Source organism: Streptococcus sp. HSISS3 (assembly GCF_000448605.1).
Taxonomy (GTDB): Bacteria; Bacillota; Bacilli; order Lactobacillales; family Streptococcaceae; genus Streptococcus; species Streptococcus raffinosi.
Genome location: NZ_CM002130.1, coordinates 943,586 through 969,616, shown reverse-complemented (window position 1 = coordinate 969,616; position 26,031 = coordinate 943,586). Strand labels below are relative to the sequence as shown.

Genomic DNA, 26,031 nt, shown 5'->3' with positions numbered 1-26,031 from the left:
ATTTATTCAATACAGACCCATTATAACATAGATTGCAAGCTTTGCCTACAGTTCAATGATTTTACCGGATTTGAGATAGACGACCCATTCGCATAAATTACGGGCGTAATCACCAATGCGTTCCAAATACATGAGTACTTGGAAATATTCTTTAGCAGCGAAGGCTGCATCTGGATTTTTCCGGACACCTTCTACCGTCATGGATTGGATATCACGGAAAAAGTTGTCAATGTTTTCATCTGAGGCTGCGATTTCATAAGCACGCTTTTCGTCAGCATTCAAGTAAACTTCAAGAGCTTCTTCGACCATATGGCGGACTGCTTTTCCCATTTTCTTGATCTCAGCTTCAATATCAGTCATTCGGTTTTCACCCTTAATACGGATGGTCGCCTTTGCGATAGCAACGGCATGGTCACCCATACGCTCGACGTCACTAGATGCTTTTAGTGCAGTGATAACAGTACGTAAATCACTTGATACAGGTTGCTGAAGGGCAATAATTTCAAGCGATTTTTTCTCAAGTTTGGTTTCGTAGTTATTGACAATTTCATCGTTTTCAATAACTTCTTTAGCCAATTCACGGTCATGGCTGATGAAGGCACGTACTGCTTTTTTGAGCTGAGCAGCAACTTCGGTACCCATGGCATAAAATTGATTGTGGAGTTTTGCTAATTCTTCTTCGAAGGGTGTTCGTAACATCATAATTGGTAATGAATCCGTCCTTTCTTAACCGAACTTACCGGTAATGTAATCTTCTGTTTCTTTGTGTTGTGGATTAAGGAACATATGCTTAGTCGATGAATACTCAATGAGTTGTCCATCAAGGAAAAAGCCTGTTCGTTGGGAGATACGACTAGCTTGTTGCATAGAACGAGTAACAAGCAACAAAGTGTATTGGTCTTTTAGGTTGTAGAGGGTTTCTTCGATTTTTCCTGCCGAGATAGGGTCCAAAGCTGATGTTGGCTCGTCAAGTAGGATAACCTTTGGTGATGTTGCAAGAACCCTTGCAATACAGATACGTTGTTGTTGTCCTCCCGAAAGGCCGAGAGCTGATTCATGGAGACGGTCTTTTACTTCTTCCCATATTGAAGCACCTTTTAGAGATTCTTCGACTGCTTTATCAAGGACTGCTTTGTCTTTGATACCATTGATACGAAGTCCATAAACCACGTTTTCATAGATAGACATGGGGAAAGGATTAGGTTGTTGAAAGACCATACCGATTTGCTTTCGTAACTCAACAGTGTCCGTTCGAGGACTATAGACATTATGACCATTGTAAGATACTGCTCCAGTAAGCGTCCACTCAGGGTTTAAATCTCCCATTCGGTTGATAGAACGGAGCAAGGTTGATTTTCCTGATCCTGAAGGTCCGATAAGGGCTGTGATTTCATTTGGATAGAAATCCATGGTCACGTTATTAAGGGCTTTTTTCTTATTGAAATACACCGATAAATCATTGATGGAAATGATTGGTTCAGTCATAGATGCTCCTTTCTATCCAAAGCGTCCTGAGACATAGTCACTGGTTGACTGTAGGGCAGCATCTTGGAAGATTTTCTTAGTTTTGTCATATTCGATGAGGTCACCAAGGTAGAAGAAAGCCGTATAATCACTAGCACGCGCTGCTTGTTGCATATTGTGCGTTACGATGATAATAGAGTAGTTTTCCTTAAGTTCAAACATGGTTTCTTCTAGTTGCATCGTGGCAAGAGGGTCCAGTGAGGCGGCAGGTTCATCCATGAGAAGGATACGTGGTTTAACAGCAATGGCCCTTGCTATACAAAGCCGTTGCTGCTGACCGCCTGAGAGGGTAAAGGCAGATTTATGAAGATCATCTTTAACCTGATCCCAAAGACCTGCTTGCTTAAGCGATGTCTCAACAATCTCGTCCAAAGTTTGCTTATCTCTTACGCCTTTACGTTCGTGAGCAAAGGTAATGTTTCTGTAGATAGACTTGGCAAATGGATTTGGACGTTGGAAAACCATTCCAATATGTTTACGCATTTCATAAACATTGATATTACTTGCATTGACATCGACGCCTTGATAAAGGATTTGTCCAGTAACCTTAGCAATATCAATCGTATCATTCATACGGTTTAGGCTACGAAGAAAGGTTGACTTCCCGCATCCTGAAGGCCCAATCAGAGCCGTAATTTTATTTTTCTCGAATTGCATGTCGATGCCTTTGATGGCTTCTTTTTGACCATAATAGACATGCAAGTCCTTTATTTCAAGAGCGAGCTCCTTCTCTGGGAAGGTGATAATATGACGCTCGTCCCAATTGTATTTAGTCATGGTAACTCCTTTAAGCGGATGTTAATTTCTTATGGAGGTAAGCTCCCAAACGACGTGCACCAAAGTTGAAAATCAAAATGAAAATCAAGAGTACTGCCGCTGAACCAGCTGATACAGCTGTAGCGTCAGGTGTCGTCCCTTCAGAATTGACTTTCCAGATGTGAACAGCAAGCGTCTCAGCTTGGCGGAAGATCGAAATCGGACTAGAGATAGAAAGTGGATTCCAGTCACTCCAGTTAAGGGCCGGTGCTGATTGACCAGCTGTGTAAATAAGTGCTGCTGCTTCCCCAAAAATACGGCCAGATGCAAGTACAATCCCAGTTACAATTCCTGGTAAGGCCTCTGGTACGACAACATAACAGATGGTTACCCAGCGAGACAAGCCTAAAGCAAGACCTGCTTCACGCTGGGTATGGTGAACCGTTCTTAGACTATCTTCAACAGTACGTGTCATTTGTGGTAGGTTAAAAACGGTAAGTGCCAAGGCACCTGATAGAATTGAAAAACCATACTGAAATTGGACAACGAAAATCAAATAACCAAAAAGTCCAACTACTACTGATGGTAGTGATGAAAGAATCTCAATACAAGTCCTTACAAAGTTTGTGAGTCTTCCTTTTTTAGCGTATTCGGAAAGATAAATACCTGCTCCCATTGAAAGAGGAACAGAAATAATCAAGGTAATCACTAAAAGAAAGAATGAATTGTAGAGTTGAACACCAATTCCTCCTCCGGCTTTGTAGGACGATGATCGACTTGTCAAGAAAGACCAGCTAATGTGTGGTAACCCACGAACCAAGATATAGAGAATCAAGGCTGCTAGTATTGTTACAATAATGCCAGCAATCACATAGAGTGTACCGATGGCAATTTTATCAATTTTTTAGCGTTCATAATTTCTCTTTCTTTCACGGGTAATGAATTTAACCAACATATTGAAACCGAGGCTCATTAATAAGAGTACCAGGGCAAGTGACCAGAGGACATTGTTTGAAACTGTGCCCATGACGGTATTTCCGATTCCCATAGTCAATACAGATGTCAAGGTTGCTGCCGGTGTGGTTAAAGAAGTTGGAACCACAGCAGAATTTCCGACGACCATCTGGATGGCAAGAGCCTCACCAAAGGCACGGGCCATACCGAAGATAACGGCCGTGAAGATACCTGGTTTAGCCGCATTAAGCGTCACTCGCCAAATGGTTTGCCAGCGAGTAGCCCCCATGGCAAGACTGGCTTCACGATAGTGACGTGGTACCGCACGAAGCGTGTCTGTCGTCATAAAGGTTACGGTTGGTAAAATCATGACGAACAAGACAAAGGTACCTGAAAGGATACCAAATCCTGTACCACCAAAAATGAAACGAACAAATGGGACCACGACTTGGAGACCAATGAATCCATATACAACAGATGGTATCCCAACCAAAAGTTCAATAGCAGGTTGCAGGAATTTAGCTCCTTTAGGAGAAATTTCAGTCATAAAGATGGCTGCCCCAATAGCAAATGGCGTTGCTACTAAGGCTGAAAGTAAGGTAACCACGAATGAGCCCAAAATCATTGGCAGCGCCCCAAACTTGCCCTCAGATGGTGACCAATCCCCACTAAAGAGGAACTCAATCAAACTAACCTTATTGACAAAGAAAGTAGCTAGTCCTTTTTGGGCTACAAATAGTAAAATCATTGCTACAATGAAAACAATCAAAGCTAGGCAAAGAAAAGTGATTGTTTTACCAAACTTTTCGAGGCGTGAATTTTTAGAGGGTGATGTTAACTGCTTCACCAAATCTTCATTTTTCATGCTTACTCCTCACTCTTCTTTGTGACTTTACCATCAGCATCCTTTGTTACTTTCATACTATGGATGGAAATGTAACCCATTTTTGAAACGACGTTCTCTTGAACCTCGTCGCTCATCATATAGTCTAGGAATTGTTTTGTATAACCATCGGGCTTACCTTTAGTATACATATGTTCGTAAGACCAGATTGGCCAATCATTAGTTGCAACATTTTCAGCCTTTGGTTCAAAGCCATTAAGCTTCAATGTTTTAACAGAGTCATCAAGGTAAGCAAATGATAGGTATGAAATCGCTCCAGGGGTTTGAGCGACAATTGACTTAACCATTCCGTTAGAATCTTGCTCTTGCGTGCGAATAGGAGATTTTCCGTCCATAATGACAGCATCAAAAGTGGCACGTGATCCTGAACTTGCTGCACGGTTGATGATGGTAATGTCCAAATCCTGTCCACCGAGTTGTTTCCAGTTTGTAATTTCGCCTGTGAAAATTTTGCGAAGTTGCTCTGTTGTTAGGTTGTCAACAGAAACTTCTTTATTGGTAATAACGGCAATGCCAGCAACAGCAACTTGAAAGTCAACAAGCTTACTAGCATCTATTCCAGATTTTTCCTCAGCAAAGAGATCGCTGTTACCGATTTGGACAGCTCCAGATTGAACTTGTGAAAGTCCTGTACCGGAACCACCCCCTTGGACATTAACAATTTTTTCAGGGCTCTTTTCAGCGAAACCATCTGCTGCTGCTTCCACTAAAGGTTGAAGAGCCGTAGACCCAACTGCTGTAATGGACTGACCACGGTCAATCCAAGAGGCACAGCCAGTTAAGACTAGTGTGGCCATTGCTAGTGATAAAATCACTGCAAGGACTTTTGTTTTTTTCATTTTTGTCCTCCGAGATTTTTGTAACAAAATAGCGTAATATATAGGCTTCTAAAAGACATCTCTTTAATTATACCAAGGATAGGATGATTAAGTCACATTAAACTTTGATTACAGGCTGTCAGATATGGTATCTCAACCCCTTTGGATAGTAATTTTTTACGGTATTTCCAACGACTTTGGCAAATCCAAACCCATTACCGTCAACCAATAAATGATACCAACCGTTGGGAAGGGCTTGGTCTAAAGTAACCACATTGCCTGAAACATACTGGGCAAACTGCTCTTGATTGAGGGATAGACTTGAAACAACTTCATCAGAGGTTAGTGCCATTCCGAGTGCAAAACTTGGTTCGAAACGTTTCTTCTTGAAGATTCCTAGATGCAAACCGTTACGAGCGATTTTCACTTTGGAAAGATCTGGAAGACCATTAGGAAGTAAGTAAAGATTATCTCCAAAAACCTGAAGTAGACCATCTAGATGTGTTTTAAGGTACTTTTTAGCAAAGGCTTCCCAAAGTTGCTTCTGCTCCTTATTGAGGTTAGATTTCCCTTCTTTGATACGCTTTTGCTCGGTTAGGCGTTGATCTTGAAATTTTGCCACAAATTGCCCTTCACCCTTAAAATGATGCGGATACATACGAGCTGTTTCTGGAAAATTGATTCCATGACACATACCATTTTGTTTCGGAATGTCTACCAATTCAAGGTCAGGGTAATTCTCTAAAATCCAAGAGACCACACCTTCATTCTCCTCAGGGGACCAGGTGCAGGTTGAGTAGATTAATTGGCCACCTGGGGCAAGCATCTTCAAACCATCTGTTAAGATGTCCTTCTGCAATTGTGCTAGCTCACTCGGATAGTCCTTATGCCAATATTGGATTGCATCAGGGTCTTTGCGGAACATTCCTTCACCAGAACATGGTCCATCAAAGACAATCGTATCAAAGTAATTTTTGAAAACTTTAGCTAGTTTATCGGCTGACGTATTAGTCACCACGACATTTCTAGCACCAAAACGTTCAATATTTTCAACTAAAATCTTGCTACGTTTGGGATTGATTTCATTGCTAACGAGCAGTCCTGTATTGTCTAGATAGCTTAGAAGATGGGTAGATTTTCCACCTGGAGCAGCTGCTAAATCTAAGACACGACTTCCCTTGGTTGGAGCTGCAACTTGAGCGACCATTTGAGCTGCAGGTTCCTGAGAATAGACCAAACCAGTCGCATGGTCAGAAGATTTCCCAGAAATTTTCCCGTAATGACCCCAAGGTGTTTTAGGAATAGCATCAGGATAGTTTTTCTGCTGCTTTTTAAGAGGATTTGTGCGATAGGCAGATACGGCTTCCTGGTCAAAAGATGCGAAGAAGTTATCCGCTTCTTTACCCAATAAGTCAGTGTATTTTTCTACAAAATCTAATGGAAATTCCATAGTTTCCTTTCTATTAAAAAACTGGACCAACCAAGAGGACTTATGGTCCTGATTTGTCCAGTATACTTATTCAATTAATCTTTAGAGCTCATAATGGTTTTAATGTCATTGAGCTTTGCTTTAGGAACAAGCATTACCGCCTGACGACTAGAGTAATCAAGAGCTTCTCCGTTAATGGTCTCAAGCTGATAACCTAATTTTTCGCCCATAATACTTGCTGCAGCATAGTCCCATGGGTAAATGACAGAAAAATAGGCTAAAATTTGACCGGATAGGACTTTTGACATACTTAAACCGGCACCACCATAAACACGTACGCCCAAGGTTTTATTAATAAAGCTTTGGAGGCCATGAAAATTTTTAGCAAACATGGCTGCATTACTAGCAACTAGACATCGATTTAAAGGACGATCTTGATATACTGGAAGTAACTTGTCATTACAATAAACATCGAATTGGCCACCACCATAGAAAAGTTCATCAGCCATGACGTTATAAATGAGGCCGAATTTTCCTTGGCCCTCTTCGTAGTAAGCAATCATGACACAAAAATTTTCTTGTTGAACAATAAAATTGACTGTTCCGTCAATAGGATCCAAGACCCAGACATTGCCATCTTTTATATCATGAACTAGGCCATTTTCTTCTGCAAAAATATGATCCGTAGGGAAAGCAGATTGAATCCTAGCAACGAGTAAATCTTGTGTTTGCTTATCAATATTAGTTACTAAATCATCAAAAGCTGTCTTTTCTTCAACTGTTATCGTTTTTGACAAACTGTCTTTAATAAAATCTCCAGCTTCTTTTATGATTTCTTTTGCGAAACTCAATTTATTTTCCAAGTGAGATTAATCCTTTATCTTGTGCTTTGGTGGCTTTGATAGCTTGGTAGGTTGAAAAACCGCTAGCTTCTTCAAAAGCCTTGTCGAGTTGCTTTTCAGGTGCCTTTCCAGGGACAACAATCTTAAACGCTTTATAGGCTTGCAAGAGTTGATCACGATCAACCTTGCTTTCGTATGCTTTTTCTACCTGACTCAAAAAATGAAGCACTGTGGTAATTTCCTCAGTGCTCCATGATGGATCGAGTGGGTAGGAATAATTTCCTTTAGTCATTGTTACCCTCAATTTCAGCACGAATGGTCGCTTGACGTAGTTCTTGCTTTCTATAGTCACGAGGCAAAAAAGCACGAATTTCATCTTCATTAAACCCAATTTGCATGCGTTTGTTATCCATAATGATAGGTCGACGAAGAAGATTTGGATATTCAGAAATCAATTGAATAAGTTCCTTGATGGTTAAATCATCTACATCGATGTTTAATTTTTGAAAGACTTTTGAACGGGTTGAAATGATATCCTCTGTACCATTTTCTGTATAAGACAAAATCCTCATCAACTCATCGTGGGTTAATGGGCTTGTGATAATATTGTGTTCGTTAAAAGCAACTTCATGATTGGTCAACCAGGCTCTTGCTTTCCTACAGCTGGTGCAGCTAGGTGATAAAAATAAAGTTACCATGCAAACGCCCCTTTCACTTTAACATTCCTAATTATTATACAATATTTGTATAGTTTTGGCTACGCTTTCTTAAAATTTTCTGCGATATTTTTGTCTGTATTCAATTGTTCACAAAGTTCATCTATGCTATTAAACTTAACCATATCACGGATATATTCTAGCCAGAAGACTTCAATCGTTTTCCCATAGATGTCGCCTTCAAAATCAAAGATGTTGGCTTCAAGACGCAGTTCTGTCCCTCCAAAGGTGACATTTTTACCCAAGCTGGTCATAGAACGATAGCGTTTTCCATCAATGACGACGTCAGCAACGTAAACCCCATCAGCTGGTAGAAAGGTTCTATCAATTGGTGCTAGATTGGCCGTTGGAAAACCAATAGTGCGTCCACGCGCATCTCCGTGGACCACAATACCTCGTGTAGAGAATTCATGTCCCAAGAGGTCATTGGCCTCTTTAACCTTACCTTCTCTAATCAACTGGCGAACACGAGTCGATGAAATTTTTTCACCATCACTTTGTTGCTCTTCAATGACATGTACCCTTCCAGAAAAATTTCGAGCTAAATAGTCTGCATCCGTTCGATGGTGTCCAAACTTGTAATCAAATCCCACAACAATCTCTTGAGCCTTTAAACGCTTAATATAACGAGCAATGAAGTCATCAGAACTGGTTCGGGCAAAATCACTATTGAAATCTGTTAAATAAAGTTGATCTGTTCCGTAAGCTTCAAAAAGATCACAACGTCTTTGAGGTGCAGTGATATGAAGAAGGAGGTCATCTTTATAGCGTTGAAATGTCAGTTGCGGACTCTCGTTAAAGGTAAGGACAGCTACTTCAAGCTGTTTCTCATCAGCAATCTGACGTGCCTTATCAAACAGGACTTTATGACCACGGTGAAGCGCATCGAAATAGCCTAAGACAAGGACTGTTCCCTTCTCCTGATGGATATCTTTATAATCATTAATAGACGTTACTTTCATTGGATTAATACTTTTCTAGGTTTATAGACGTGATGTCGCTTTTCCATGATGGCTAGAACCTTGTCACCCAAAAAGGCAGCTACCAGAGGTTCTTGGCTCTCTAAGGAAATAAAGCGACCAAATGAGATTTCTTTGGCATCTTCTTCAGTGACTTGCGCAGCCGGTAGGTCCTGAACACCAAATTCGATAGGGAGTAAGAAAGACTCATCCCCTGCTTCTACCATTTCTGAAATTTGTGAGAGGGTTAGGGCTAAATCTAACGTTAACCCTGCTGAAGCTGTTCGACGCAGAGCAGACATGTGGCTAGCATAACCAAGTTTAGCACCTAAGTCGACAGATAAGGTACGAACATAAGTTCCTTTGCTACAAGCAACACGGAAGGTAAATCTTGCAGTGCCGTTTTCAAGCTTAATAGGTGAGGTACGAACAAACTCGGTAATTATCACTTGGCGTTGTGGACGTTCGACTTCTTGGCCGGCGCGTGCATATTCATAAAGTTTTTTCCCATTGACTTTAACTGCTGAGTACATCGGTGGGATTTGTGTGATTTGGCCCTCAAAACTAGACATGGCTTTATCAACAGATTCTTCATCCAGCTCTGTTAAAGGTGTTGTTTGGACGACGTCACCGCTAGCATCTTCGGTCGTTGTCGAAAAGCCAATGGTAATCTCACCCTCATAGACCTTGCCAGCTTCAGTCATGTATTCAATGACACGAGTAGCCTTTCCAACTGCTATGGGTAAAACACCAGTAACATCAGGATCTAGGGTTCCACCGTGTCCGATTTTCTTTTCATGTAAAATTTTGCGCAGTTTAAATACTGCATCGTGACTGGTCATTCCAGCTTCTTTTTTAGATTAATAATTCCTGAAATCATACTTTTAATTATATCAAAAGCAAGCATAAAGAGCTAGGTAGAAACATAAAGAGGCCAAGAGTAAATTCTCTAGCCTCTTCAGATGTTTATAACGTCACATTTACTTCTTCTTTTTAATCAATATCCCTTTTGAGGTCGCTATCTAGCTCAAAGAAAGGCTGGATATCTTGGACATACTCTAGGACGCCCTGAAAGTCTCCTTTATCGTCTCGTACAGCAGCATAGGTGACGTAGACGAATTTTCCTAGACGTTCAGATTTGAACCACATTGGTACTTGGTCACGCTCACCACTTCTGAGTAAGTCAAAGATTTTCTTGACCTTGTCAAGGACTTTTGGCGGATGACAAAGTTCAACATTCCGTCCAATTTGACTAGGTGTTCGTTTAAAGACCATTTCATTGGCTGGAACATTGTCGTTATAGTATTGGAAAATATCATCTTTATTAACGAAAGTGATTTCCAAAGGGAGATGATTGAGGATGAGATTGGCCTGTTCAACAGATAAATAACCATTGCCAAAAGGCTGTGTGGTTTCTCTATCTACGATAGTTTCAGCCTTTGGTTTCGGTGTGAAGCTGATGGTGAATTGCCCTTCAGGGGTATCTATGACACGTGTATTGCCGATATTCTCCTCAGCTTTTGGACTAGACTTTTCTTCTAGTACAGTATCATCAAAACGCTCTCGCTTAGGCTTCCAGATAGCTGTAGGCTTTATAATAGCATAGCCATAGGCGTCGCTCTCCTCAGCAATGGAAAGCCAATCATCCTGCGTGAAGGTTTCTAGCAGAATCATAAGTAGGATGGCTTCTTCCTTGAAAATCATAGCTTCAAACTCTTCCGAAAAGGCTTCAAATGCTTTTGAAAACTCTTCTAAAGCACCTTCTGGAAGTGCTTTGAGTTTAGCTTCTGCTACTCTAAAAAGTTTTCGGATGTCATCGTCTACACCCCACATCACTTTTGGCGGGGAGTCATGACCGTAACGCTCCATAATTGGAAAGAAGAGCTTTTCTTTACGTGTGTAATGATTATGGAATTGACCAAGTAATGACATCTGATGCTTAAGCCCATTTACTAGGTCAGATTTAAACTCTTCATTTTCAGGCTTACTGATATTTTCTACGATACGTCGAATACGGAGAATAGCTGAACGTAGGGCTAAATTCTCTTGTTTAAACACATAAACAGGGTGGCCTTCTTGATCAGCGTCTGCTACCTCCACATCTGCAATGGCTCCTTTAAAGAGGTTAGCATGTACATTACAGAGGCTCATGACATCTTCAAAAGTAACTCCTTCTTCAGATGCCATCAGTTCATGTTCCATCATAGAGATTTCAAGGGCAGAAACTCCCTTGAAGTGTTGATTGAAGCGCTCTTGAACACTCTCAGGACTGGCTCCATGGTGCAAATCTAGTAGAATTTCTTTGAGTATTTGAATACGATTGTTTTCCATATCAGTCTCCGATGACATCATATCCATTGAATAGTAAGGTTTGCTTAATTTTATCTAGGGGAATATTAGCTAACTTAGAGCCAGCTTTTAGACTGGTTACCTTACCGACAGTATTTAGCATAGCAGGGTTGGACAAGGGCTTGAAACCGAGATCAATCAGTAAATCCTTAACCTCTGGATGCTCTTTAATGATGGTTGCGACTGGTTGTGATAAATCTATAGTGTTGGTTGTCATTGTGACCTCCTAATAACATATTTACTACTACCATTATACACGAGAATAATGAAAAAAGGCCAACAAACCTGAGTCTGTGCCTTTAATTAGTTTCCAAATAGAGCTTCCGTAACATTATGTTGGATATTCTCCCACTCTTGCTCTGCACGAACCATCTTACGATGGAAATCAGCGCGGCCACGTAAATAAGCGGCAATCTGATAATCTTGCTTAACAATTGGTATCTCAGGGATTTTAATATCCAAGAGGTCAGCAGTCGATAAGTTAAGGACGGCCTTACCCTTATCAGCATAATCTAAATAAGTACGTCCAATCTCAGTCTCAAGGAAAAATTTGATGTAGAACCCACGAAGTTTTTCTTTAGGACGAAGAACTGTAATATTTGACGAGGCAACCACTTCACGTTTACCTTGATCCTCAAAAACAGCTACTTTTTGCACTGTCCCTTTTGAAGCGATGAGGACATCACCATCTTCTAGCAAAAACCGTAAGAGCTTACGACGTTCTTCCGAAAAAGTTTTAAGGTCTTTATATGAAATACCGCTTGGTGTCATATCGGATAAATTAATAACAGCAAATTCGCCTGGTTCAGCTTTAGCAGGGACAGCTTTACCTTTGAACTGGTCAACAACATCACCTAAACGAATAAGCTTATCAGTATTAGCTTCATAATTGACAATCAATTGAGGTCTTTCTTTTTCAGTCATTGAATCTCCTTTCTTATATTTAAGTATCCTTAATGAGTATTGCTATACAATAATAGCAAGAAGCTAATACTTTTGCAAGTAAAAACTGCAATAAATATAAAATAAAAAAGAGACTAGGTCTCTTAATTACAAGCTCTTAACAGCTGCTACTGCTGCTTCATAGTTTGGATCTGTATTAATATTTTCCAGATATTCCACGAAAGTAATCTTGTTATCAGCATCAGCTACTAAAACAGCACGCGCTAAAAGGTGCCATTCTTCAATAAGAACACCATACGCTCTTCCGAAGCGATTATCGTAGTAGTCAGAAAGCATAATAGCATTTTCAAGTCCCTCAGCACCGCACCAACGAGCTTGTGCAAATGGTAGGTCTACAGAGATAGTAATTACCACAGTATCATCTAGTTCTGATAACTCTTTGTTAAAAGTACGTGTTTGCGTTGAGCAGATACCTGTATCAATAGATGGAACAATAGAGATAACTTTTTTCTTTCCATCGAAATCTGATAGTGATTTTTGACTTAAATCTGTTGTAGTCAATGTAAAATCACGCAAAGTATCTCCTACTTGAAGTTGTTTGTCTTCAGCTACTGTAACTGGTTTTCCGATAAATGTTGGCATAATATTCCTCCAATAGTTTTTCTTTATTGTACTTTAAATGCTAGAACATGACTAGCCATTTGCTTATAAATTTTTAACAAAGAGCATTTCATAATCACAGAAGATATATCTATCTGCTAACTTCCTTTCATAATAAGCATGTATTTAATTACTTTTTAGAAGCTTCATAGGTCCAGCTTTATCATAGAAGTGTTGTACTATAATACCACCATTTATCGATAGTTTGATTTTAAAAATGTTGAGATGTCTCCTGCTTAAATCCTTTAAGAATACGATGTTATAGCCTAATTTAATATGTGATTCAAGATATCTGAAAAAGACCCAGCTAGATGCTGAGTCAATTCGTATTATAATACTTTTAGATTTTTTCCAAGGCAAGTTTCAAATCTTCAATCAAATCATCTGCATTTTCTAAACCGACAGAGATTCGAATTTGATTTGGAGTGACACCGCAGGCAAGCAAATCTTCTTCTGCCAATTGTTGATGGGTTGTTGTTGCAGGGTGAACAACCAATGATTTTGCATCGGCAACGTTGGCAAGGTCTGAGAAGATTTCAAGGTTATCAATGACTGTACGAGCTTCATCTTGTCCGCCCTTAACATGGAAAGTGAAAATAGAACCTGGTCCTTTAGGGAAGTATTTTTGTGCCAAGTCATAGTAAGGACTTGATGGCAATCCAGGATAGTTTACTTTCTCAACTTTTGGATGGTTTTCCAAGAAATCTACGATTTTTTTCGTATTTTCGACGTGGCGTTCTACACGAAGTGAGAGGGTTTCAAGGCCCTGCAAGAGCAAGAAGGCATTGAAAGGTGCCAAGGCTGCACCTGTATCACGCAAAAGTTGTGTACGGAGGGCAGTAATAAATGCTGCTGCACCGACATCACGTGTATAACTGATATTGTGGTAAGAAGGATCTTCATCCACCAATTGTGGGAATTTACCTGAAGCTTCCCAATCGAATTTACCAGAATCGACGATAAGGCCTCCGATAGTTGTCCCATGTCCACCGATAAATTTAGTCGCAGAGTGAACCACGATATCTACACCATGAGAAATAACGTTAATAAGATAAGGTGTACCGAATGTATTGTCAGCCACCAATGGAATCTTATGACTGTGAGCGATGTCAGCAATCTTTTCAAAATCTGGAATGTTGATAAGTGGGTTACCCAAAGACTCAATCAAGACAAGTTTTGTATTATCTTTGATTGCAGCTTCTACTTCTTCAGGATTGTTGACGTCAACAAAAGTTGTTGTGACACCATAACGTGGGAGTGTTTCTTTCAAGAGGTTAAAAGTTCCACCATAAAGCGTTGTTGCAGCAACAACATGATCACCAGCGTGTGCCAAACCAAGTACTACATAAGTGATAGCAGCCATACCTGAAGCAGTTGCCAAGGCACCAACACCACCTTCTAGTGCAGCAATACGGTCTTCAAGGACTGCTACAGTAGGGTTGGTAATACGAGTGTAAATATTACCAGGTTTTCTAAGGGCAAAGAGGTCTTCACCTTCTTGAGCATTATCAAAAACGTATGAAGTTGTTTGGTAAATAGGAACCGCACGTGATTTAGCTTCCTTATCAGGGGCTTGTCCAGCATGCAATTGTAGGGTTTCAAATGAAAATTCTCGTGTCATATGTGTTTCCTCCAAAACAAAAGTTGCCTTCATTCTACACCTAGCAAGTCAAGCTGTCTAATAGAAATTTCTTATCAGAGTGATAGATAGGATTTATAAAAAGAACCTTTCGGTCCTTTTATTTCTTTTCAATGGGTGCAACACTTGCTAGAACTTTTTTAAGTCCCACCTCTGGAAATTTAATTTTAAGTTCTTGGGTTTTACCACTACCAGTCACTTCTAGGACAGTTCCGTCTCCCCACTTCTTGTGATGGGCGATGTCGCCAATTTCCCAGTCTGTTGCTGTCTTGCTTGAGTCAGACGTTTTTCCGAATGGTAGCCCTCCGGTAGCTTTTGAAAATGGCTGAGCGCCAGTATGTCTTTGCGGTTGTGCATTGGCTTTTCTGATCTGAAGCGCTTGTTGTAAACTCATCCCCTGACCAAATTGTGTTGGTTCATCCTTTGTAAAACGAACACCAAAAGATGAATTAGCAGGACGTGCAAGTCCTTGATATTGCAATAAATCATCTGAGATTTCTCGCAAGAAACGACTTGGACGGTTGTAATTAGTCTTACCAAAAAGCGTACGAGTATTGGCATTGGTTAGGAAAAGAATTTCTTCAGCACGAGTAATTCCTACGTAAGCCAAGCGACGCTCTTCTTCAAGCTCATCTGGCTCTTCTGAAGCACGTGACAAGGGAAAGACGCCTTCTTCCATACCAATCAGAAAGACAACTGGAAATTCAAGCCCTTTAGCAGCGTGGAGGGTCATTAAGGTCACTTCTGCTGCTTCGACATCACCATCGTCCGTGTCAGCAATCAAAGCCAGATCGTTCAAGAAACGTCCTAAACGGTCAATACCCGTCTCGTCTTCTGTCCCATCTGTATTGGTTTCGTCGAAATTCTTGGTTACAGACATGAACTCCTCGATATTTTCAATACGTGCCTGACTTTCAAGCGTTTGTTGCATAGACAGAGCGTCCAGATAACCAGATTGGTCCAAGACAGCTTCAACAACTTCGGTAATACTTAAGTCATCTAGCTGGTCACGTAGATTCAGAATAACATTAGCAAAGTCATAAACGCCTTGAGCTGCTTTCCCTTTAATCGGTGACAACATAATATTAGCGGAAGCATCTAGAAGACTCATATCTTGCTCGTAGGCAAAGGTACGAATCTTTTCAAGAGTACCAGGACCGACCCCGCGTTTCGGTTCATTCACGACACGTTCAAAGCTAATATTATCCGCAGGGTTGGCAATCAAATTCAGATAAGAAATGACGTCACGAATTTCTTTACGGCTGTAGAACTTGGTACCTCCAACCATGGTATAAGGAATATTAGACTTGAGCAAGGCTTCTTCAATGGTACGAGATTGGGCGTTGGTACGGTAGAGGACTGCAAAGTCTTTAAAGTTCTTACCTTCTTCACGAACGACGTTATTAATCGTTGAAGCTACGAAAACAGCTTCATCTCGCTCGTCATTAGCACGGTAATAAACGATTTGTTCTCCGTCATCATTTTGAGTCCAAAGTTTTTTAGGACGGCGGTTGCGGTTGTTCTTAATCACCTCGTTGGCCGCTTGGAGAATTTTCTTAGTCGAACGGTAGTTTTCTTCCAGGAGAACTACCTTGGCTTCGGGATAGTCTTTCTCAAAATCAAGAATATTTTGCATATCAGCCCCACGCCAACCGTAGATTGATTGGTCTGCATCACCCACGACACAGATATTCTTGAAGCGAGAAGCCAAGAGTTTCACTAACTGATATTGAGCATGGTTAGTATCTTGGTACTCATCCACATGAATGTACTGATAACGTTGCTGATAATAAGCGAGAACATCTGGATTTTTATCAAAGAGACGCAAAGTCATCATAATCAAATCGTCGAAATCCATGGTCTCACTACGACGAAGCTCTTCTTGATAGGCTTTGTAACATTTAGCAACGATTTGCGTGTACATGTCGCCAGCCTGATGTTCATATGCCACTTCATCTAAAAGGTCGTTTTTAGCATTGGAAATCGTCCCTAAAATAGCACGCTCATTCCATTTTTTAGGATCAAGATTAAGATTCTTGAGAATACGCTTCATCAGAGTGCGTTGTTCTCCAGGATCCACGATAGTGAAGTTTCGGTTATAGCCAATATGGTCCGCTTCACGGCGAAGAATTCGCACGCACATACTATGGAAGGTCGCAATCAAAGTTTCTGAAGTTGCTGGATTTAAAGCCATAGCACGTTCACGCATCTCACGAGCTGCCTTATTGGTAAAGGTGATGGCCAAAATATTCCAAGGATTGACCATTTTTTCGTCAATTAGGTAAGCAATGCGGTGGGTAAGCACTCGTGTCTTACCGGAACCTGCACCAGCCATAATCAAAAGAGGTCCTTCAGTCGTTTGAACTGCTTCTGATTGTTTATCATTCATACCGTTTAATAATGGGTTCATCATGTTCTCCATTCTCAAAAATAAGCTCTACTATTTTATCATTTTTCCGATGAAAATGCAGACTGTAGTCATGATTGTCATCAAATTCTCTAAACTTGAGATACTTGTTTCAAACTTGGATATTTGCTAGACATTCTTGATATGATAGCTAAGCTATGTGAGATTTACTTGTTCTTGTGCAATAATGAAAGCGTAATATTCGGATTTTTTAGGCTAATTAAGAAAATAGGTATTGACAGTGTTCGGTTTTTTCGGTAAGATATAGTCACAATAAAATATTAACCGAATGACATCATCAGGATGACTGGTGATTGACGGACTTCTGGAGAGAGCTTGAAACAGCTACTGCTGTTTACAAGACACCGAAGGGGCAAGGGATAACACCCGAAACTCTCAGGTAAAAGGACAGAAAGCATTGCAAGTTTTTAACTTGTATGAATAGCTTTGTATTTTCAGAGGTCTGGTTAAGCCAAACCTCTTTTTTGGCGTCTCGGTTTAAGGAGATTCTAAACTTATGTTAGATTTTTTCACTTCCATTGATGACTTTGTATGGGGACCTCCCCTTCTTGTCCTTCTTGTAGGAACTGGTATCTACCTTACAATCCGTCTAGGACTTTTGCAAATCATTCGTCTGCCTAAAGCCTTTAAACTTATCTTTGCTGAAGATAAAGGGGAAGGTGATATTTCTAGTTTTGCAGCCCTTGCGACAGCTCTTGCCGCAACTGTCGGTACCGGTAATATTGTCGGGGTTGCAACAGCCATTAAGACTGGTGGACCTGGTGCCCTTTTCTGGATGTGGATTGCTGCCTTCTTCGGTATGGCAACTAAATATGCCGAAGGACTTTTAGCTATCAAATTCCGTACACTTGACGATCAGGGGAATGTATCTGGAGGTCCAATGTACTATATTACCAATGGCTTTAAAGGGAAATGGCAAACAATCGCTAAGCCTTTGGCCTACTTCTTTGCCTTTGCCGGTGTGCTTGTCGCATGGTTGGGTATTGGTACCTTCTCACAGGTTAACTCAATCACAGCATCTCTTCAAAACAGCTTTGATTGGTCACCAAAAATTGTCAGTGTGATCTTAGCCCTTATCACTGCTGCTATCATTTTCGGTGGTATTCAATCTATTTCAAAAGTATCTGAAAAAGTTGTGCCATTTATGGCTGGTCTTTACATCATTGCTGCACTTATTGTCATCTTTGCTAACTTCAATCAGCTGTTCCCTGTGCTTGAAATGGTTTTCCAATCAGCCTTTACTGGTAAAGCTGCTGTCGGAGGTTTTGCTGGCGCAACTGTTATGGTCGCAATGCGACTTGGTATTGCGCGTGGGGTATTTTCTAATGAATCAGGTCTTGGTTCTGCCCCTATCGCCGCTGCTGCTGCCAAGACTGAAGAACCTGTTGAACAAGGTTTGATTTCTATGACAGGTACCTTCATCGATACTATCATCATTTGTACCCTTACTGGACTTGCTATTCTCGTAACTGGACAATGGTCTGGTAGCTTAGAAGGTGCACCAATGACACAAGCGGCCTTCTCTTCTGTTTTCGGAACTTTTGGAGAAATTGCCCTAACACTTTCTTTAGTCTTGTTTGCCTTTACGACAGTTTTAGGTTGGTCATACTATGGGGAACGTTGTTTCGAATTTATTTTCAAATCTACCAAATTCCTCTCATTCTATCGTCTTGTCTTTGTAATCATGGTTGCTCTTGGTGGCTACCTAACACTCGATGTTGTTTGGAAAATTGCGGATATCGTAAACGGCTTGATGGCATTACCTAACTTGATTGCTCTTCTGGTCCTCTCACCAATCATTATCAAAGAGACCAAATCATATTTTGAACGTCATAAATAACGAAAAGAGCTCAGGCTCTTTTTTCTTGTCGTTATCAGCGCCAATTCTTGCGACTACTGCTTATTTGCGTTACAATGAAATAAATTCGTTTTAATACAAATAAAGAAATATTCAAAGGATAAAACATGTCAATTACCAAAGAATTTGATACTATTACAGCTATTTCAACCCCTTTAGGCGAGGGGGCCATCGGTATTGTTCGCTTATCAGGAACAGATGCTATTGCCATTGCTAATAAGGTTTTCAAAGGGAAAAATCTTGAAACCGTTGATTCTCATACCATCAATTATGGTCATATCGTGGAAAATGATGACATCATTGATGAAGTCATGGTCAGTGTCATGCGTGCTCCCAAAACCTTTACCCGTGAGGATGTGGTAGAAATCAACACACACGGCGGAGTTGCGGTAACTAATGAAATTCTGCAACTCCTTATCCGTTCTGGAGCTCGTATGGCTGAACCTGGTGAATTTACCAAGCGTGCCTTCCTAAATGGCCGTGTGGACTTAACTCAGGCTGAAGCTGTAATGGATTTGATTCGCGCCAAGACTGATAAGGCTATGGCAGTTGCCGTCTCGCAACTTGATGGCTCACTCAAGAATCTCATTAACAATACCCGCCAAGAAATCCTTAATACTTTAGCTCAGGTGGAAGTTAATATTGATTATCCTGAGTATGATGATGTTGAAGAGGTTACCACAAATCTTGTCCGTGAAAAAACGCAAGAGTTCCAAGCACTTTTAGAAAATCTTCTTGCCACTGCCAAACGAGGAAAAATCCTTCGAGAAGGTCTTTCAACGGCAATTATTGGTCGTCCAAATGTCGGAAAATCAAGTCTTCTCAACAACCTCCTACGTGAGGAAAAAGCTATCGTGACAGACATTGAAGGGACCACTCGTGATGTTATTGAAGAATACGTTAATATTAAGGGTGTTCCACTTAAGTTAATCGATACAGCTGGTATTCGAGATACTGACGATGTTGTCGAAAAAATCGGTGTAGAACGTTCTAAAAAGGCCCTAGAAGAAGCTGATTTGGTCCTCCTTGTCCTTAATAGCTCCGAGCCATTAACTGAGCAAGACCGTACCCTCCTCGACATCAGCCAAAATAGCAATCGCATCATTCTCCTAAATAAGACTGACCTTCCTCAAGCTATCCAACTTGAAGAACTTCCCGAAGATGTCATTCCAATTTCAGTCTTGAAAAATGAAAACATTGATAAGATTGAAGAACGCATCAATCAACTCTTCTTTGATAATGCTGGTTTGGTTGAGAAAGATGCTACCTATCTTTCAAATGCCCGTCACATTTCACTCATTGAAAAAGCTCTTGAGAGCCTTGAAGCCGTTAATCAAGGTCTTGAATTAGGCATGCCGGTTGACCTACTACAGGTTGATATGACACGTACTTGGGAAATTCTTGGAGAAATTACTGGTGATGCTGCTCCAGATGAACTCATTACGCAACTCTTTAGTCAATTCTGTTTAGGAAAATAGACATAACTAAATTTATGTAAAAAGATACTCCGTTATCTTTTTCTTTTTATGGTTAAGTTTTACATAATTTTAGTTACGTAAATATAAAACCAAACTATTCCATTTATAATAGTATGTTATGATTGTTGGAATAGTTTTCGACCATATAAAAACACCTGAAACACTTGGTTTCAGGTGTTTGACAGTGTTAAGAAAGACAAATTTACAACTGTAATTAGCCCATTACTTTTCTTGTCATGTATACTGGCTTAGTTTTTCGCTTTACCTCTGTGTTTACCACTTAGTCCAAAGATAGTAAGCAACATACCAAGGCCAAGGAGACCAGCATGTGAGCTCTTGTCACCTGTTGTAGGAAGAACTTCGCCTTGAGCTGAAGCTTCTGTTACTTTTTCTGTTTCTTTAAGAGCATCATTTGTTGTTGACACAAAGAAGACTTTACCGTTTGGTGTCGTTACTACTTTAGAAACCACAGGTTTAGTTGTTGTTAGTTCTTTAGCAACATCCGATGGAGTAACTGGACTTAATGGATTAAGCGTAGGTTGCTCTGCTTCATCTTTCTTAGTCAATGCGGCATAATTAGCGCTTGAAATTGAAATGGTACGTGAATTTGGATTAATAACAGCATATTTAGAAAGGTCTGCTGTTGCCAAATAATCAGCAAAGATAGAATCCATTGAAGGCCCTTCTTCACGTGGTCCACCCAGCATTGTGTAGCCATCACCACCAGCAGCCAAGAAATCATTGGTTACAAGATAGTAGGTTTCAGTTTTGTCGAGAGGCTTGTAGGCTTTAGTTTCAGGATCTAAAATGTCAATAGAAAGGATACGTTTTTCTGTAGGAAGGGTGGTGTCATAATAGACACGAGCTCCTGCTTCTTGAAGGAAACCACCTGAAGGTTCAAGTAAAGGTTGACCATTTTCATCAAGAACATTTTTACCACTTTCATCAACTTGAAGAATAGAACCAAGAGACTTGACGAACATATCATAGATGTTTTGACCAGTAACCTGAATTTGAGCAACAGAGTTACCAAATGGAAGAACAGCAATAATATCTCCCTTTGTCACAGGTTTATCTTTGGCAATCGTTTCACGAAGACCACCGCCGTTAGTAACTGCAAGATTAGATTTGTGGCTAAAACCAGATTGACCGTAATCCAAGAGAGCATCTGCGACAACATTACCAAGATTGGTTTCACGAACACGGACATCCATTCGGTCACCACTCAGTTTGACAGGGCTGTTTTCAATAACAACTTTTGACGAATCAGCTTTGTATTTAGCTTGGATATCATCAAGCATTGCTTTAAGCGTAGGGTTAACTTGGTAATTCTTCTTGGCTTCGTCATGTGTAATCACTCCATGTGACAAAATACGGTCAGAATTATAGACAACACGGCCGACATTATTAAGGTAGCTACCTGTTTGATTGTAAGTGACGTTATCGCCGTAAGTTGCTGTATGAAGGGTGTGTGAGTGCCCATCGAGAACAAGTACACGTTTACCCTTAAGTGGTGCATAATTTGAAAGAGCTTCCGCCAAAGTTGAACCACGCCACTCAACAGGAGTTGTTGTATCAATACCTAAGTGAGCAAGAACAATGTAAGTTTTGTAATCCTTACCTTCGGCACGAGCATTTGATTCGACTTGATCAATAACAGCTTCGACTTCTGAAATAGGATCTTTAAAAGTCACACCAACAATGTTTCGAGGGTGTGTTTTAGTGGCTGTTTCAGGGGTAGTGACACCAATAACAACGACTTCATCACCATCAACACCAGGTGTTTTATCAACGATTGTAGATGGTTGGAAAAGACGAACACCATTGACATAGACGTTAGATGTGATGATTGGGAAATTAATCTGTTTGCTCAAACGGCGCAATTGGTCAAGTCCAAAGTCAAATTCATGGTTACCAACGGTCATAGCGTCATAGCCGACCGCATTCATGACTGTAGCCATATCCTCACCCTTAGAACTATTTGAAATAGGAAGACCTTGGAAAGAGTCTCCAGAATCAAAGACAAGGGTTGTTCCTTTTGAGCGATAATCATTGACGATGCCAGACAAGAGCGCATCACCAATAACACCATTTCGGTCATCCTCCACCATACGACCATGGACATCGTTGGTGTGAAGGACTGTGACTGTATCATTATTGGTGCTTGTGCTAGCATTAGTCACTGTTTCTGTTACTACTGGTGTAGCAGCTGCAGTTGATGTCGCTGTTTCACTTGCACTAGCAACTGCTGATACACTAGGTTCACTTGTTGGAGTTGCAAGTGTCGATGTTGCGCTAACAAGTGGAGCGGCAGACTCACTTGATGCAGTTGAGTCTGCTGTCGATGCTGCATTTGTAGTGGCTGGTGTAGCTACTACTTCTGTGCTTGGAGTTGTAGCATTTGCATTCGTTTCTACCTCGTCAGCTTGGACAGCATTTGCCAAGATTGCAGTTGAGACGAGTAAGGTTGAGAGAGTCGTTGCAACGACAGTTTTCTTCTTCATTCCAAAATACCTTTCTGATGTTAAATCGTTTTTATTATACCACATATTATAAGATTAGAATTAAATATTTTTCACTATTTGATTAGAAATTCAATCGTTATGTCTCAATAATTAGTAAGTTGCCAAGCGTTTTTCAAGATGATTTTGAAGCAATTCCAATGTGAAGCTCAAGGTCCAATAAATGAAGGCAATCAGGATATACATAGACATGTAGTCATACTCACGACCCCCGATAATCTTAGCATTTTGGAAAATGTCTGGTACTGTAATCATAGCAGCCAATGAAGAACTTTTAACCATATCTATGATGACATTTCCGAGTGGTGCTACTGCAATACGCATGGCCTGAGGTAAGATGATGTGACGAATAATAGACTTCTTTGGCAGTCCCAAGGAGCGAGCAGCTTCCCATTGTCCCTTATCTACAGCAGAAATAGATGAACGGAGAATCTCAGCCATATAGGCAGCACTTACGCTGGAGAAACCAATAAAGGCACAAAGCAGAGCGGGCAACTGGACACCAACATAAGGCAAGCCAAAGTAAAGAATGAAGAGCACAACCAACATGGGGACACCACGCATGATGGAAATGTAAATCCGAGCAGGGTACCTTAACCATGACTTTTGCGACATCCGCATAAAGGCTAGGAGAATCGCAAATAAGTTCCCAACGATAAAACTCAATAGGGAAATTCCTAAAGTGTAGGGCAATCCTGATAGAACGTAGGGAATACTTTTAAAAATCAGCTGAAAATCAATAATCATAAGTCTATCTTTCTAAACATTTCTTTAGCAAATAAGCGACCCTAATGGATCGCTTATATTATTCGACATCAGAGATATCAATATTAGTGTAGTTTACTTTAGTTTTCTTTGTAACGTCTTGACCAGCAAAGAATTTCTCTGAAATCTTGGTAAGAGTACCGTCTTTTTTCATGTCTTTAATGGCTTTATTAACTTTTTCTTGAAGGACTTTATTCTTCAAAGAGAAAGTAAAGCTAGTTGAATATGGGTTACTGTAAATACCATCGTTGATTTTTACAGGGTATTTATCTTTAACCGCAGCTACGGCCATCTTTTGCAAGTAGTAATCGTTGACAATAACGTCTGTACGACCATTTACCAAGTCTTGCATGTAAACATCGTTGGTAACATTGTCATAAACAACGAGTTCAGCCCCCATCTTCTTAGCAATCTTCATGTATTTGGTACTTGCGGCACCAGCTGCTTTTTTACCTTTGAGGTCTTTCCATGAAGAAATGCCTGAGTTATCAGAGTCACGGACTACCATTGAAGTAAAGGAATACTTGTATGGTTCAGAACGCAAGAATTTTTTAACGTTCTTATTGTCATCTTCAAGTGAGTAGTTGGCAATGTCTACTTGACCACTATTTACAGCTGTAAGCATTCCGTCTACACCCATCTCAGTGAAATCAATCTTCAACTTGAGGCGTTTTCCAACTTCCTTAAGAATCTCAACATCGTAACCAGTCAGATTATTCTTGTCATCGTGGTAAGTTTGTGGGTAGAGGGTTCCTGCAGTCGCAACCTTGATAGTCCCACGTTTTTCAATCTTTTCCCAGTTCTTCTCGCCTGAACTTTGTGACGAACAAGCGACCAAAAAGACCGCAGCCAATGCTAGACTAATAACGGCGAAAAATTTCTTTTTCATCTATATCTTTCTCCTTAAAAATAAAAATTGAGGTAAGTTAAAAACTTATAATATAAGCCTACACTATTTGAAAGGGTTTTACAAAAAATTGAACTGAGAAAAAATTTTCTAACTAAAAATCGAAGCTTCTTCCATTTCTTGAGCAATTTGTAACAAAAGGTCTTCACGTCCCTTGGCAGCCGTCAGTTGAACGCCAAGTGCAAGTCCTTGCTCATCACGATAAACAGGCAAAGAAATTGAAGGTTGTCCGGTCAGGTTAGCCTGTTGCGTGAAAGGTGTCCAATCTAGACTATCCGCAAACATGTCCCAGATAAGCTCCTGTTGCTTTTCCCACTTGTAATCAGCTATGTGCTTAAGTTTCGTCTTCAAGCTTTTTGAAAGAGCAAATTGTCCATGTTTAGGTGCCACATCTGCAACTGTAGGAGTCAGAAGAATATCGTAAGACTCATGAAAATTCGCCATCTGATGGCTAAACTGGTCCCACTGAGTTAGGACTTGGGAGTAAACTTTAGCTGGAATCTTTTGACCAGATTGGAAAATAGCCCAAGTCATCAATTCCATATCATCAAGAGTCATCTGACGGCCCAGACCAGCTTCAATGCCATCGAACATGGCAGCCGTCTCAACACTATTCATAAGGTAATAAGACTGCATGGCCTCAATACCATTTAAGGGCTGTTCCGTCAATTCGTGGACTTGGTGTCCTAAGTTTTCCAGTGCTCTAACGGCTTTTTTAGTTGCCTTTATAGCAGATTCTGAAACCTTACCACCAATTGGAGAGACTGTCGAGAATGCAATTTTCAAGGGCTTAATTGGCTGGTCTAAAGCTTGCTTGCTTAGCTTAGGTAAGATAAATGGACTTTCCATCTGACAAGTCTGCATGTGGTAAAGCAAGCGTTTTGTATCTCGAACAGTCTTTGTCAAAGCAAATTGGACAGAAGCTCCCTGCCATCCACGGAAAGAGCCAGGACCTACAGGAATTCGTCCTCTAGTTGGTTTAAGACCGATGAGGCCATTAAAGGAGGCTGGAATACGGATAGAACCTCCACCGTCACTAGCTGGAGCCAAAGGCGAAATGCCTGAACTTACAAGTGCAGCTGCACCACCACTCGATCCCCCAGCATTGCGTGTTACATCATCAGGAAGATTGACAGAACCATGAATCTTGGCATCACTAATATTTTTGAAACCAAACTCAGGTGTATTGGTACGCCCCAAGATGAGAAAGCCAAGGTCCTCCAGTTTCTTAACATAGTTATCCGTTTCCTTAGGTCGAAAGTCTGTAAATAAGCGAGAACCTGCAGTCGAAGGTTCACCAGCCTGATCTTGACCTAGATCCTTGAGAAAAATTGGAACCCCAGCAAAAGGTTTATCTGAAAATTCTTTTGTCTCCGCTTCTACTAAAGCTTTCTCATAGCGTTGACTGACGATAGCATTAATTTTGGGATTGGTCATCTCTGCTTCACGGATAGTGGCCTCTACTAATTCACGAGGACTGACTGTCTTATTTCGTACTGCTTCAGCCATTGCTGTCGCATCCGACCATTCATTTATTAACATCGCATACTCTCCCTACAGGTAATCTGTAATCAATTATACTAAAAAAAGCGAAACGCCTGAAACGTTCCGCCTGAAATC

Annotated in this window: 23 protein-coding genes, 1 pseudogene and 1 riboswitch; of the genes and pseudogenes, 2 read left to right on the top strand and 22 right to left on the bottom strand. The window is 40.6% G+C overall.

The genetic code is table 11. The features are described from left to right. Positions 1-45: 45 nt before the first annotated feature. The 18 genes and pseudogenes from phoU to pcrA form a co-directional block, all read right to left on the bottom strand. Positions 46-699, bottom strand: coding sequence for a phosphate signaling complex protein PhoU (gene phoU, locus HSISS3_RS04630; RefSeq protein WP_042767191.1), 654 nt, complete (start codon positions 697-699; stop codon positions 46-48). Between the two features lie 27 nt (positions 700-726). Continuing rightward, positions 727-1,485, bottom strand: coding sequence for a phosphate ABC transporter ATP-binding protein PstB (pstB, locus tag HSISS3_RS04625; RefSeq protein WP_002888363.1), 759 nt, complete (start codon positions 1,483-1,485; stop codon positions 727-729). A gap of 12 nt (positions 1,486-1,497) precedes the next feature. Next, on the bottom strand, positions 1,498-2,301 hold the full coding sequence (gene pstB / locus HSISS3_RS04620) for a phosphate ABC transporter ATP-binding protein PstB (protein ID WP_021145374.1): 804 nt from the start codon (positions 2,299-2,301) through the stop codon (positions 1,498-1,500). Positions 2,302-2,311: 10 nt separating this feature from the next. After that, positions 2,312-3,181, bottom strand: a complete 870-nt coding sequence (pstA, locus tag HSISS3_RS04615; RefSeq protein WP_042771830.1) for a phosphate ABC transporter permease PstA — start codon at positions 3,179-3,181, stop codon at positions 2,312-2,314. A 3-nt stretch (positions 3,182-3,184) separates the two neighbouring features. Next, on the bottom strand, positions 3,185-4,099 hold the full coding sequence (pstC, locus tag HSISS3_RS04610; RefSeq protein ID WP_002888366.1) for a phosphate ABC transporter permease subunit PstC: 915 nt from the start codon (positions 4,097-4,099) through the stop codon (positions 3,185-3,187). Positions 4,100-4,101: 2 nt separating this feature from the next. Beyond that, positions 4,102-4,977, bottom strand: a complete 876-nt coding sequence (locus tag HSISS3_RS04605) for a phosphate ABC transporter substrate-binding protein PstS family protein (protein ID WP_021151881.1) — start codon at positions 4,975-4,977, stop codon at positions 4,102-4,104. 118 nt (positions 4,978-5,095) lie between these two features. After that, a complete protein-coding gene (locus tag HSISS3_RS04600; RefSeq protein WP_021151880.1) occupies positions 5,096-6,406 on the bottom strand; it encodes an RsmF rRNA methyltransferase first C-terminal domain-containing protein in 1,311 nt (436 codons plus the stop codon). 74 nt (positions 6,407-6,480) lie between these two features. Further along, complete coding sequence (locus HSISS3_RS04595) at positions 6,481-7,248, bottom strand: inositol monophosphatase family protein (RefSeq protein WP_002888374.1); 768 nt, start codon at positions 7,246-7,248, stop codon at positions 6,481-6,483. Further along, positions 7,238-7,519, bottom strand: coding sequence for a UPF0223 family protein (locus HSISS3_RS04590; protein ID WP_042771828.1), 282 nt, complete (start codon positions 7,517-7,519; stop codon positions 7,238-7,240). The genes HSISS3_RS04595 and HSISS3_RS04590 overlap by 11 nt, the downstream gene beginning before the upstream one ends. After that, entirely contained in the window at positions 7,512-7,925 is a 414-nt protein-coding gene (locus HSISS3_RS04585; RefSeq protein WP_002888379.1) for a Spx/MgsR family RNA polymerase-binding regulatory protein, read from the bottom strand. Before HSISS3_RS04585 ends, HSISS3_RS04590 begins: the two co-directional genes overlap by 8 nt. 59 nt (positions 7,926-7,984) lie before the next feature. Next, positions 7,985-8,905: a bifunctional riboflavin kinase/FAD synthetase gene (locus HSISS3_RS04580; RefSeq protein WP_021151878.1), complete on the bottom strand. Its 921-nt coding sequence runs from the start codon at positions 8,903-8,905 to the stop codon at positions 7,985-7,987. After that, positions 8,902-9,782, bottom strand: a pseudogene (truB, locus tag HSISS3_RS04575) (tRNA pseudouridine(55) synthase TruB). Before truB ends, HSISS3_RS04580 begins: the two are co-directional and overlap by 4 nt. Positions 9,783-9,895: 113 nt before the next feature. Next, positions 9,896-11,233, bottom strand: a complete 1,338-nt coding sequence (locus HSISS3_RS04570; RefSeq protein ID WP_021151876.1) for a DUF438 domain-containing protein — start codon at positions 11,231-11,233, stop codon at positions 9,896-9,898. A gap of 1 nt (position 11,234) precedes the next feature. Further along, complete coding sequence (locus HSISS3_RS04565; protein ID WP_004182516.1) at positions 11,235-11,468, bottom strand: DUF1858 domain-containing protein; 234 nt, start codon at positions 11,466-11,468, stop codon at positions 11,235-11,237. 86 nt (positions 11,469-11,554) lie between these two features. Continuing rightward, positions 11,555-12,175, bottom strand: coding sequence for a restriction endonuclease subunit S (locus HSISS3_RS04560; RefSeq protein ID WP_021145363.1), 621 nt, complete (start codon positions 12,173-12,175; stop codon positions 11,555-11,557). 126 nt (positions 12,176-12,301) lie between these two features. After that, complete coding sequence (gene tpx / locus HSISS3_RS04555; RefSeq protein ID WP_021151875.1) at positions 12,302-12,796, bottom strand: thiol peroxidase; 495 nt, start codon at positions 12,794-12,796, stop codon at positions 12,302-12,304. Positions 12,797-13,154: 358 nt separating this feature from the next. Further along, positions 13,155-14,435 carry an O-acetylhomoserine aminocarboxypropyltransferase/cysteine synthase family protein gene (locus HSISS3_RS04550; RefSeq protein WP_205618666.1) on the bottom strand — a complete coding sequence of 427 codons (1,281 nt, stop codon included), beginning with the start codon at positions 14,433-14,435 and terminating at the stop codon, positions 13,155-13,157. Positions 14,436-14,553: 118 nt separating this feature from the next. Further along, positions 14,554-16,863: a DNA helicase PcrA gene (gene pcrA, locus HSISS3_RS04545; protein ID WP_021151873.1), complete on the bottom strand. Its 2,310-nt coding sequence runs from the start codon at positions 16,861-16,863 to the stop codon at positions 14,554-14,556. Positions 16,864-17,175: 312 nt separating this feature from the next. Then, a riboswitch (glycine riboswitch) is annotated at positions 17,176-17,282 on the top strand. Positions 17,283-17,377: 95 nt separating this feature from the next. On the opposite strand from pcrA, the gene HSISS3_RS04540 reads away from it, so the two are divergent. Both HSISS3_RS04540 and mnmE read left to right on the top strand, forming a co-directional pair. Then, on the top strand, positions 17,378-18,721 hold the full coding sequence (locus tag HSISS3_RS04540) for an alanine/glycine:cation symporter family protein (RefSeq protein ID WP_002888394.1): 1,344 nt from the start codon (positions 17,378-17,380) through the stop codon (positions 18,719-18,721). A gap of 125 nt (positions 18,722-18,846) precedes the next feature. Next, on the top strand, positions 18,847-20,217 hold the full coding sequence (gene mnmE, locus HSISS3_RS04535; protein ID WP_021151872.1) for a tRNA uridine-5-carboxymethylaminomethyl(34) synthesis GTPase MnmE: 1,371 nt from the start codon (positions 18,847-18,849) through the stop codon (positions 20,215-20,217). Between the two features lie 248 nt (positions 20,218-20,465). On the opposite strand, the gene nt5e is transcribed toward mnmE, so the two are convergent. From nt5e to HSISS3_RS04515, 4 genes are all read right to left on the bottom strand, one after another. Then, the gene (nt5e, locus tag HSISS3_RS04530; RefSeq protein ID WP_021151871.1) at positions 20,466-22,721 is read right to left on the bottom strand and encodes a cell surface ecto-5'-nucleotidase Nt5e; all 2,256 of its coding nucleotides are present in this window, start codon (positions 22,719-22,721) and stop codon (positions 20,466-20,468) included. Between the two features lie 111 nt (positions 22,722-22,832). Then, on the bottom strand, positions 22,833-23,486 hold the full coding sequence (locus HSISS3_RS04525; protein ID WP_021151870.1) for an amino acid ABC transporter permease: 654 nt from the start codon (positions 23,484-23,486) through the stop codon (positions 22,833-22,835). 58 nt (positions 23,487-23,544) lie between these two features. Beyond that, positions 23,545-24,393 carry a transporter substrate-binding domain-containing protein gene (locus HSISS3_RS04520; protein WP_002888400.1) on the bottom strand — a complete coding sequence of 283 codons (849 nt, stop codon included), beginning with the start codon at positions 24,391-24,393 and terminating at the stop codon, positions 23,545-23,547. A 108-nt stretch (positions 24,394-24,501) separates the two neighbouring features. After that, positions 24,502-25,953 carry an amidase gene (locus tag HSISS3_RS04515; protein WP_021151869.1) on the bottom strand — a complete coding sequence of 484 codons (1,452 nt, stop codon included), beginning with the start codon at positions 25,951-25,953 and terminating at the stop codon, positions 24,502-24,504. Between the last annotated feature and the right edge of the window lie 78 nt (positions 25,954-26,031).

What these genes read in the sequence shown, in the direction of transcription:
- phoU (WP_042767191.1), bottom strand. Translation starts at nt 699, where the DNA reads ATGTTACGAACACCCTTCGAAGAAGAATTAGCAAAACTCCACAATCAA.
- pstB (WP_002888363.1), bottom strand. Translation starts at nt 1,485, where the DNA reads ATGACTGAACCAATCATTTCCATCAATGATTTATCGGTGTATTTCAAT.
- pstB (WP_021145374.1), bottom strand. Translation starts at nt 2,301, where the DNA reads ATGACTAAATACAATTGGGACGAGCGTCATATTATCACCTTCCCAGAG.
- pstC (WP_002888366.1), bottom strand. Translation starts at nt 4,099, where the DNA reads ATGAAAAATGAAGATTTGGTGAAGCAGTTAACATCACCCTCTAAAAAT.
- HSISS3_RS04605 (WP_021151881.1), bottom strand. Translation starts at nt 4,977, where the DNA reads ATGAAAAAAACAAAAGTCCTTGCAGTGATTTTATCACTAGCAATGGCC.
- HSISS3_RS04600 (WP_021151880.1), bottom strand. Translation starts at nt 6,406, where the DNA reads ATGGAATTTCCATTAGATTTTGTAGAAAAATACACTGACTTATTGGGT.
- HSISS3_RS04590 (WP_042771828.1), bottom strand. Translation starts at nt 7,519, where the DNA reads ATGACTAAAGGAAATTATTCCTACCCACTCGATCCATCATGGAGCACT.
- HSISS3_RS04585 (WP_002888379.1), bottom strand. Translation starts at nt 7,925, where the DNA reads ATGGTAACTTTATTTTTATCACCTAGCTGCACCAGCTGTAGGAAAGCA.
- HSISS3_RS04580 (WP_021151878.1), bottom strand. Translation starts at nt 8,905, where the DNA reads ATGAAAGTAACGTCTATTAATGATTATAAAGATATCCATCAGGAGAAG.
- HSISS3_RS04570 (WP_021151876.1), bottom strand. Translation starts at nt 11,233, where the DNA reads ATGGAAAACAATCGTATTCAAATACTCAAAGAAATTCTACTAGATTTG.
- HSISS3_RS04565 (WP_004182516.1), bottom strand. Translation starts at nt 11,468, where the DNA reads ATGACAACCAACACTATAGATTTATCACAACCAGTCGCAACCATCATT.
- HSISS3_RS04560 (WP_021145363.1), bottom strand. Translation starts at nt 12,175, where the DNA reads ATGACTGAAAAAGAAAGACCTCAATTGATTGTCAATTATGAAGCTAAT.
- tpx (WP_021151875.1), bottom strand. Translation starts at nt 12,796, where the DNA reads ATGCCAACATTTATCGGAAAACCAGTTACAGTAGCTGAAGACAAACAA.
- HSISS3_RS04550 (WP_205618666.1), bottom strand. Translation starts at nt 14,435, where the DNA reads ATGACACGAGAATTTTCATTTGAAACCCTACAATTGCATGCTGGACAA.
- pcrA (WP_021151873.1), bottom strand. Translation starts at nt 16,863, where the DNA reads ATGAACCCATTATTAAACGGTATGAATGATAAACAATCAGAAGCAGTT.
- HSISS3_RS04540 (WP_002888394.1), top strand. Translation starts at nt 17,378, where the DNA reads ATGTTAGATTTTTTCACTTCCATTGATGACTTTGTATGGGGACCTCCC.
- mnmE (WP_021151872.1), top strand. Translation starts at nt 18,847, where the DNA reads ATGTCAATTACCAAAGAATTTGATACTATTACAGCTATTTCAACCCCT.
- nt5e (WP_021151871.1), bottom strand. Translation starts at nt 22,721, where the DNA reads ATGAAGAAGAAAACTGTCGTTGCAACGACTCTCTCAACCTTACTCGTC.
- HSISS3_RS04525 (WP_021151870.1), bottom strand. Translation starts at nt 23,486, where the DNA reads ATGATTATTGATTTTCAGCTGATTTTTAAAAGTATTCCCTACGTTCTA.
- HSISS3_RS04520 (WP_002888400.1), bottom strand. Translation starts at nt 24,393, where the DNA reads ATGAAAAAGAAATTTTTCGCCGTTATTAGTCTAGCATTGGCTGCGGTC.
- HSISS3_RS04515 (WP_021151869.1), bottom strand. Translation starts at nt 25,953, where the DNA reads ATGTTAATAAATGAATGGTCGGATGCGACAGCAATGGCTGAAGCAGTA.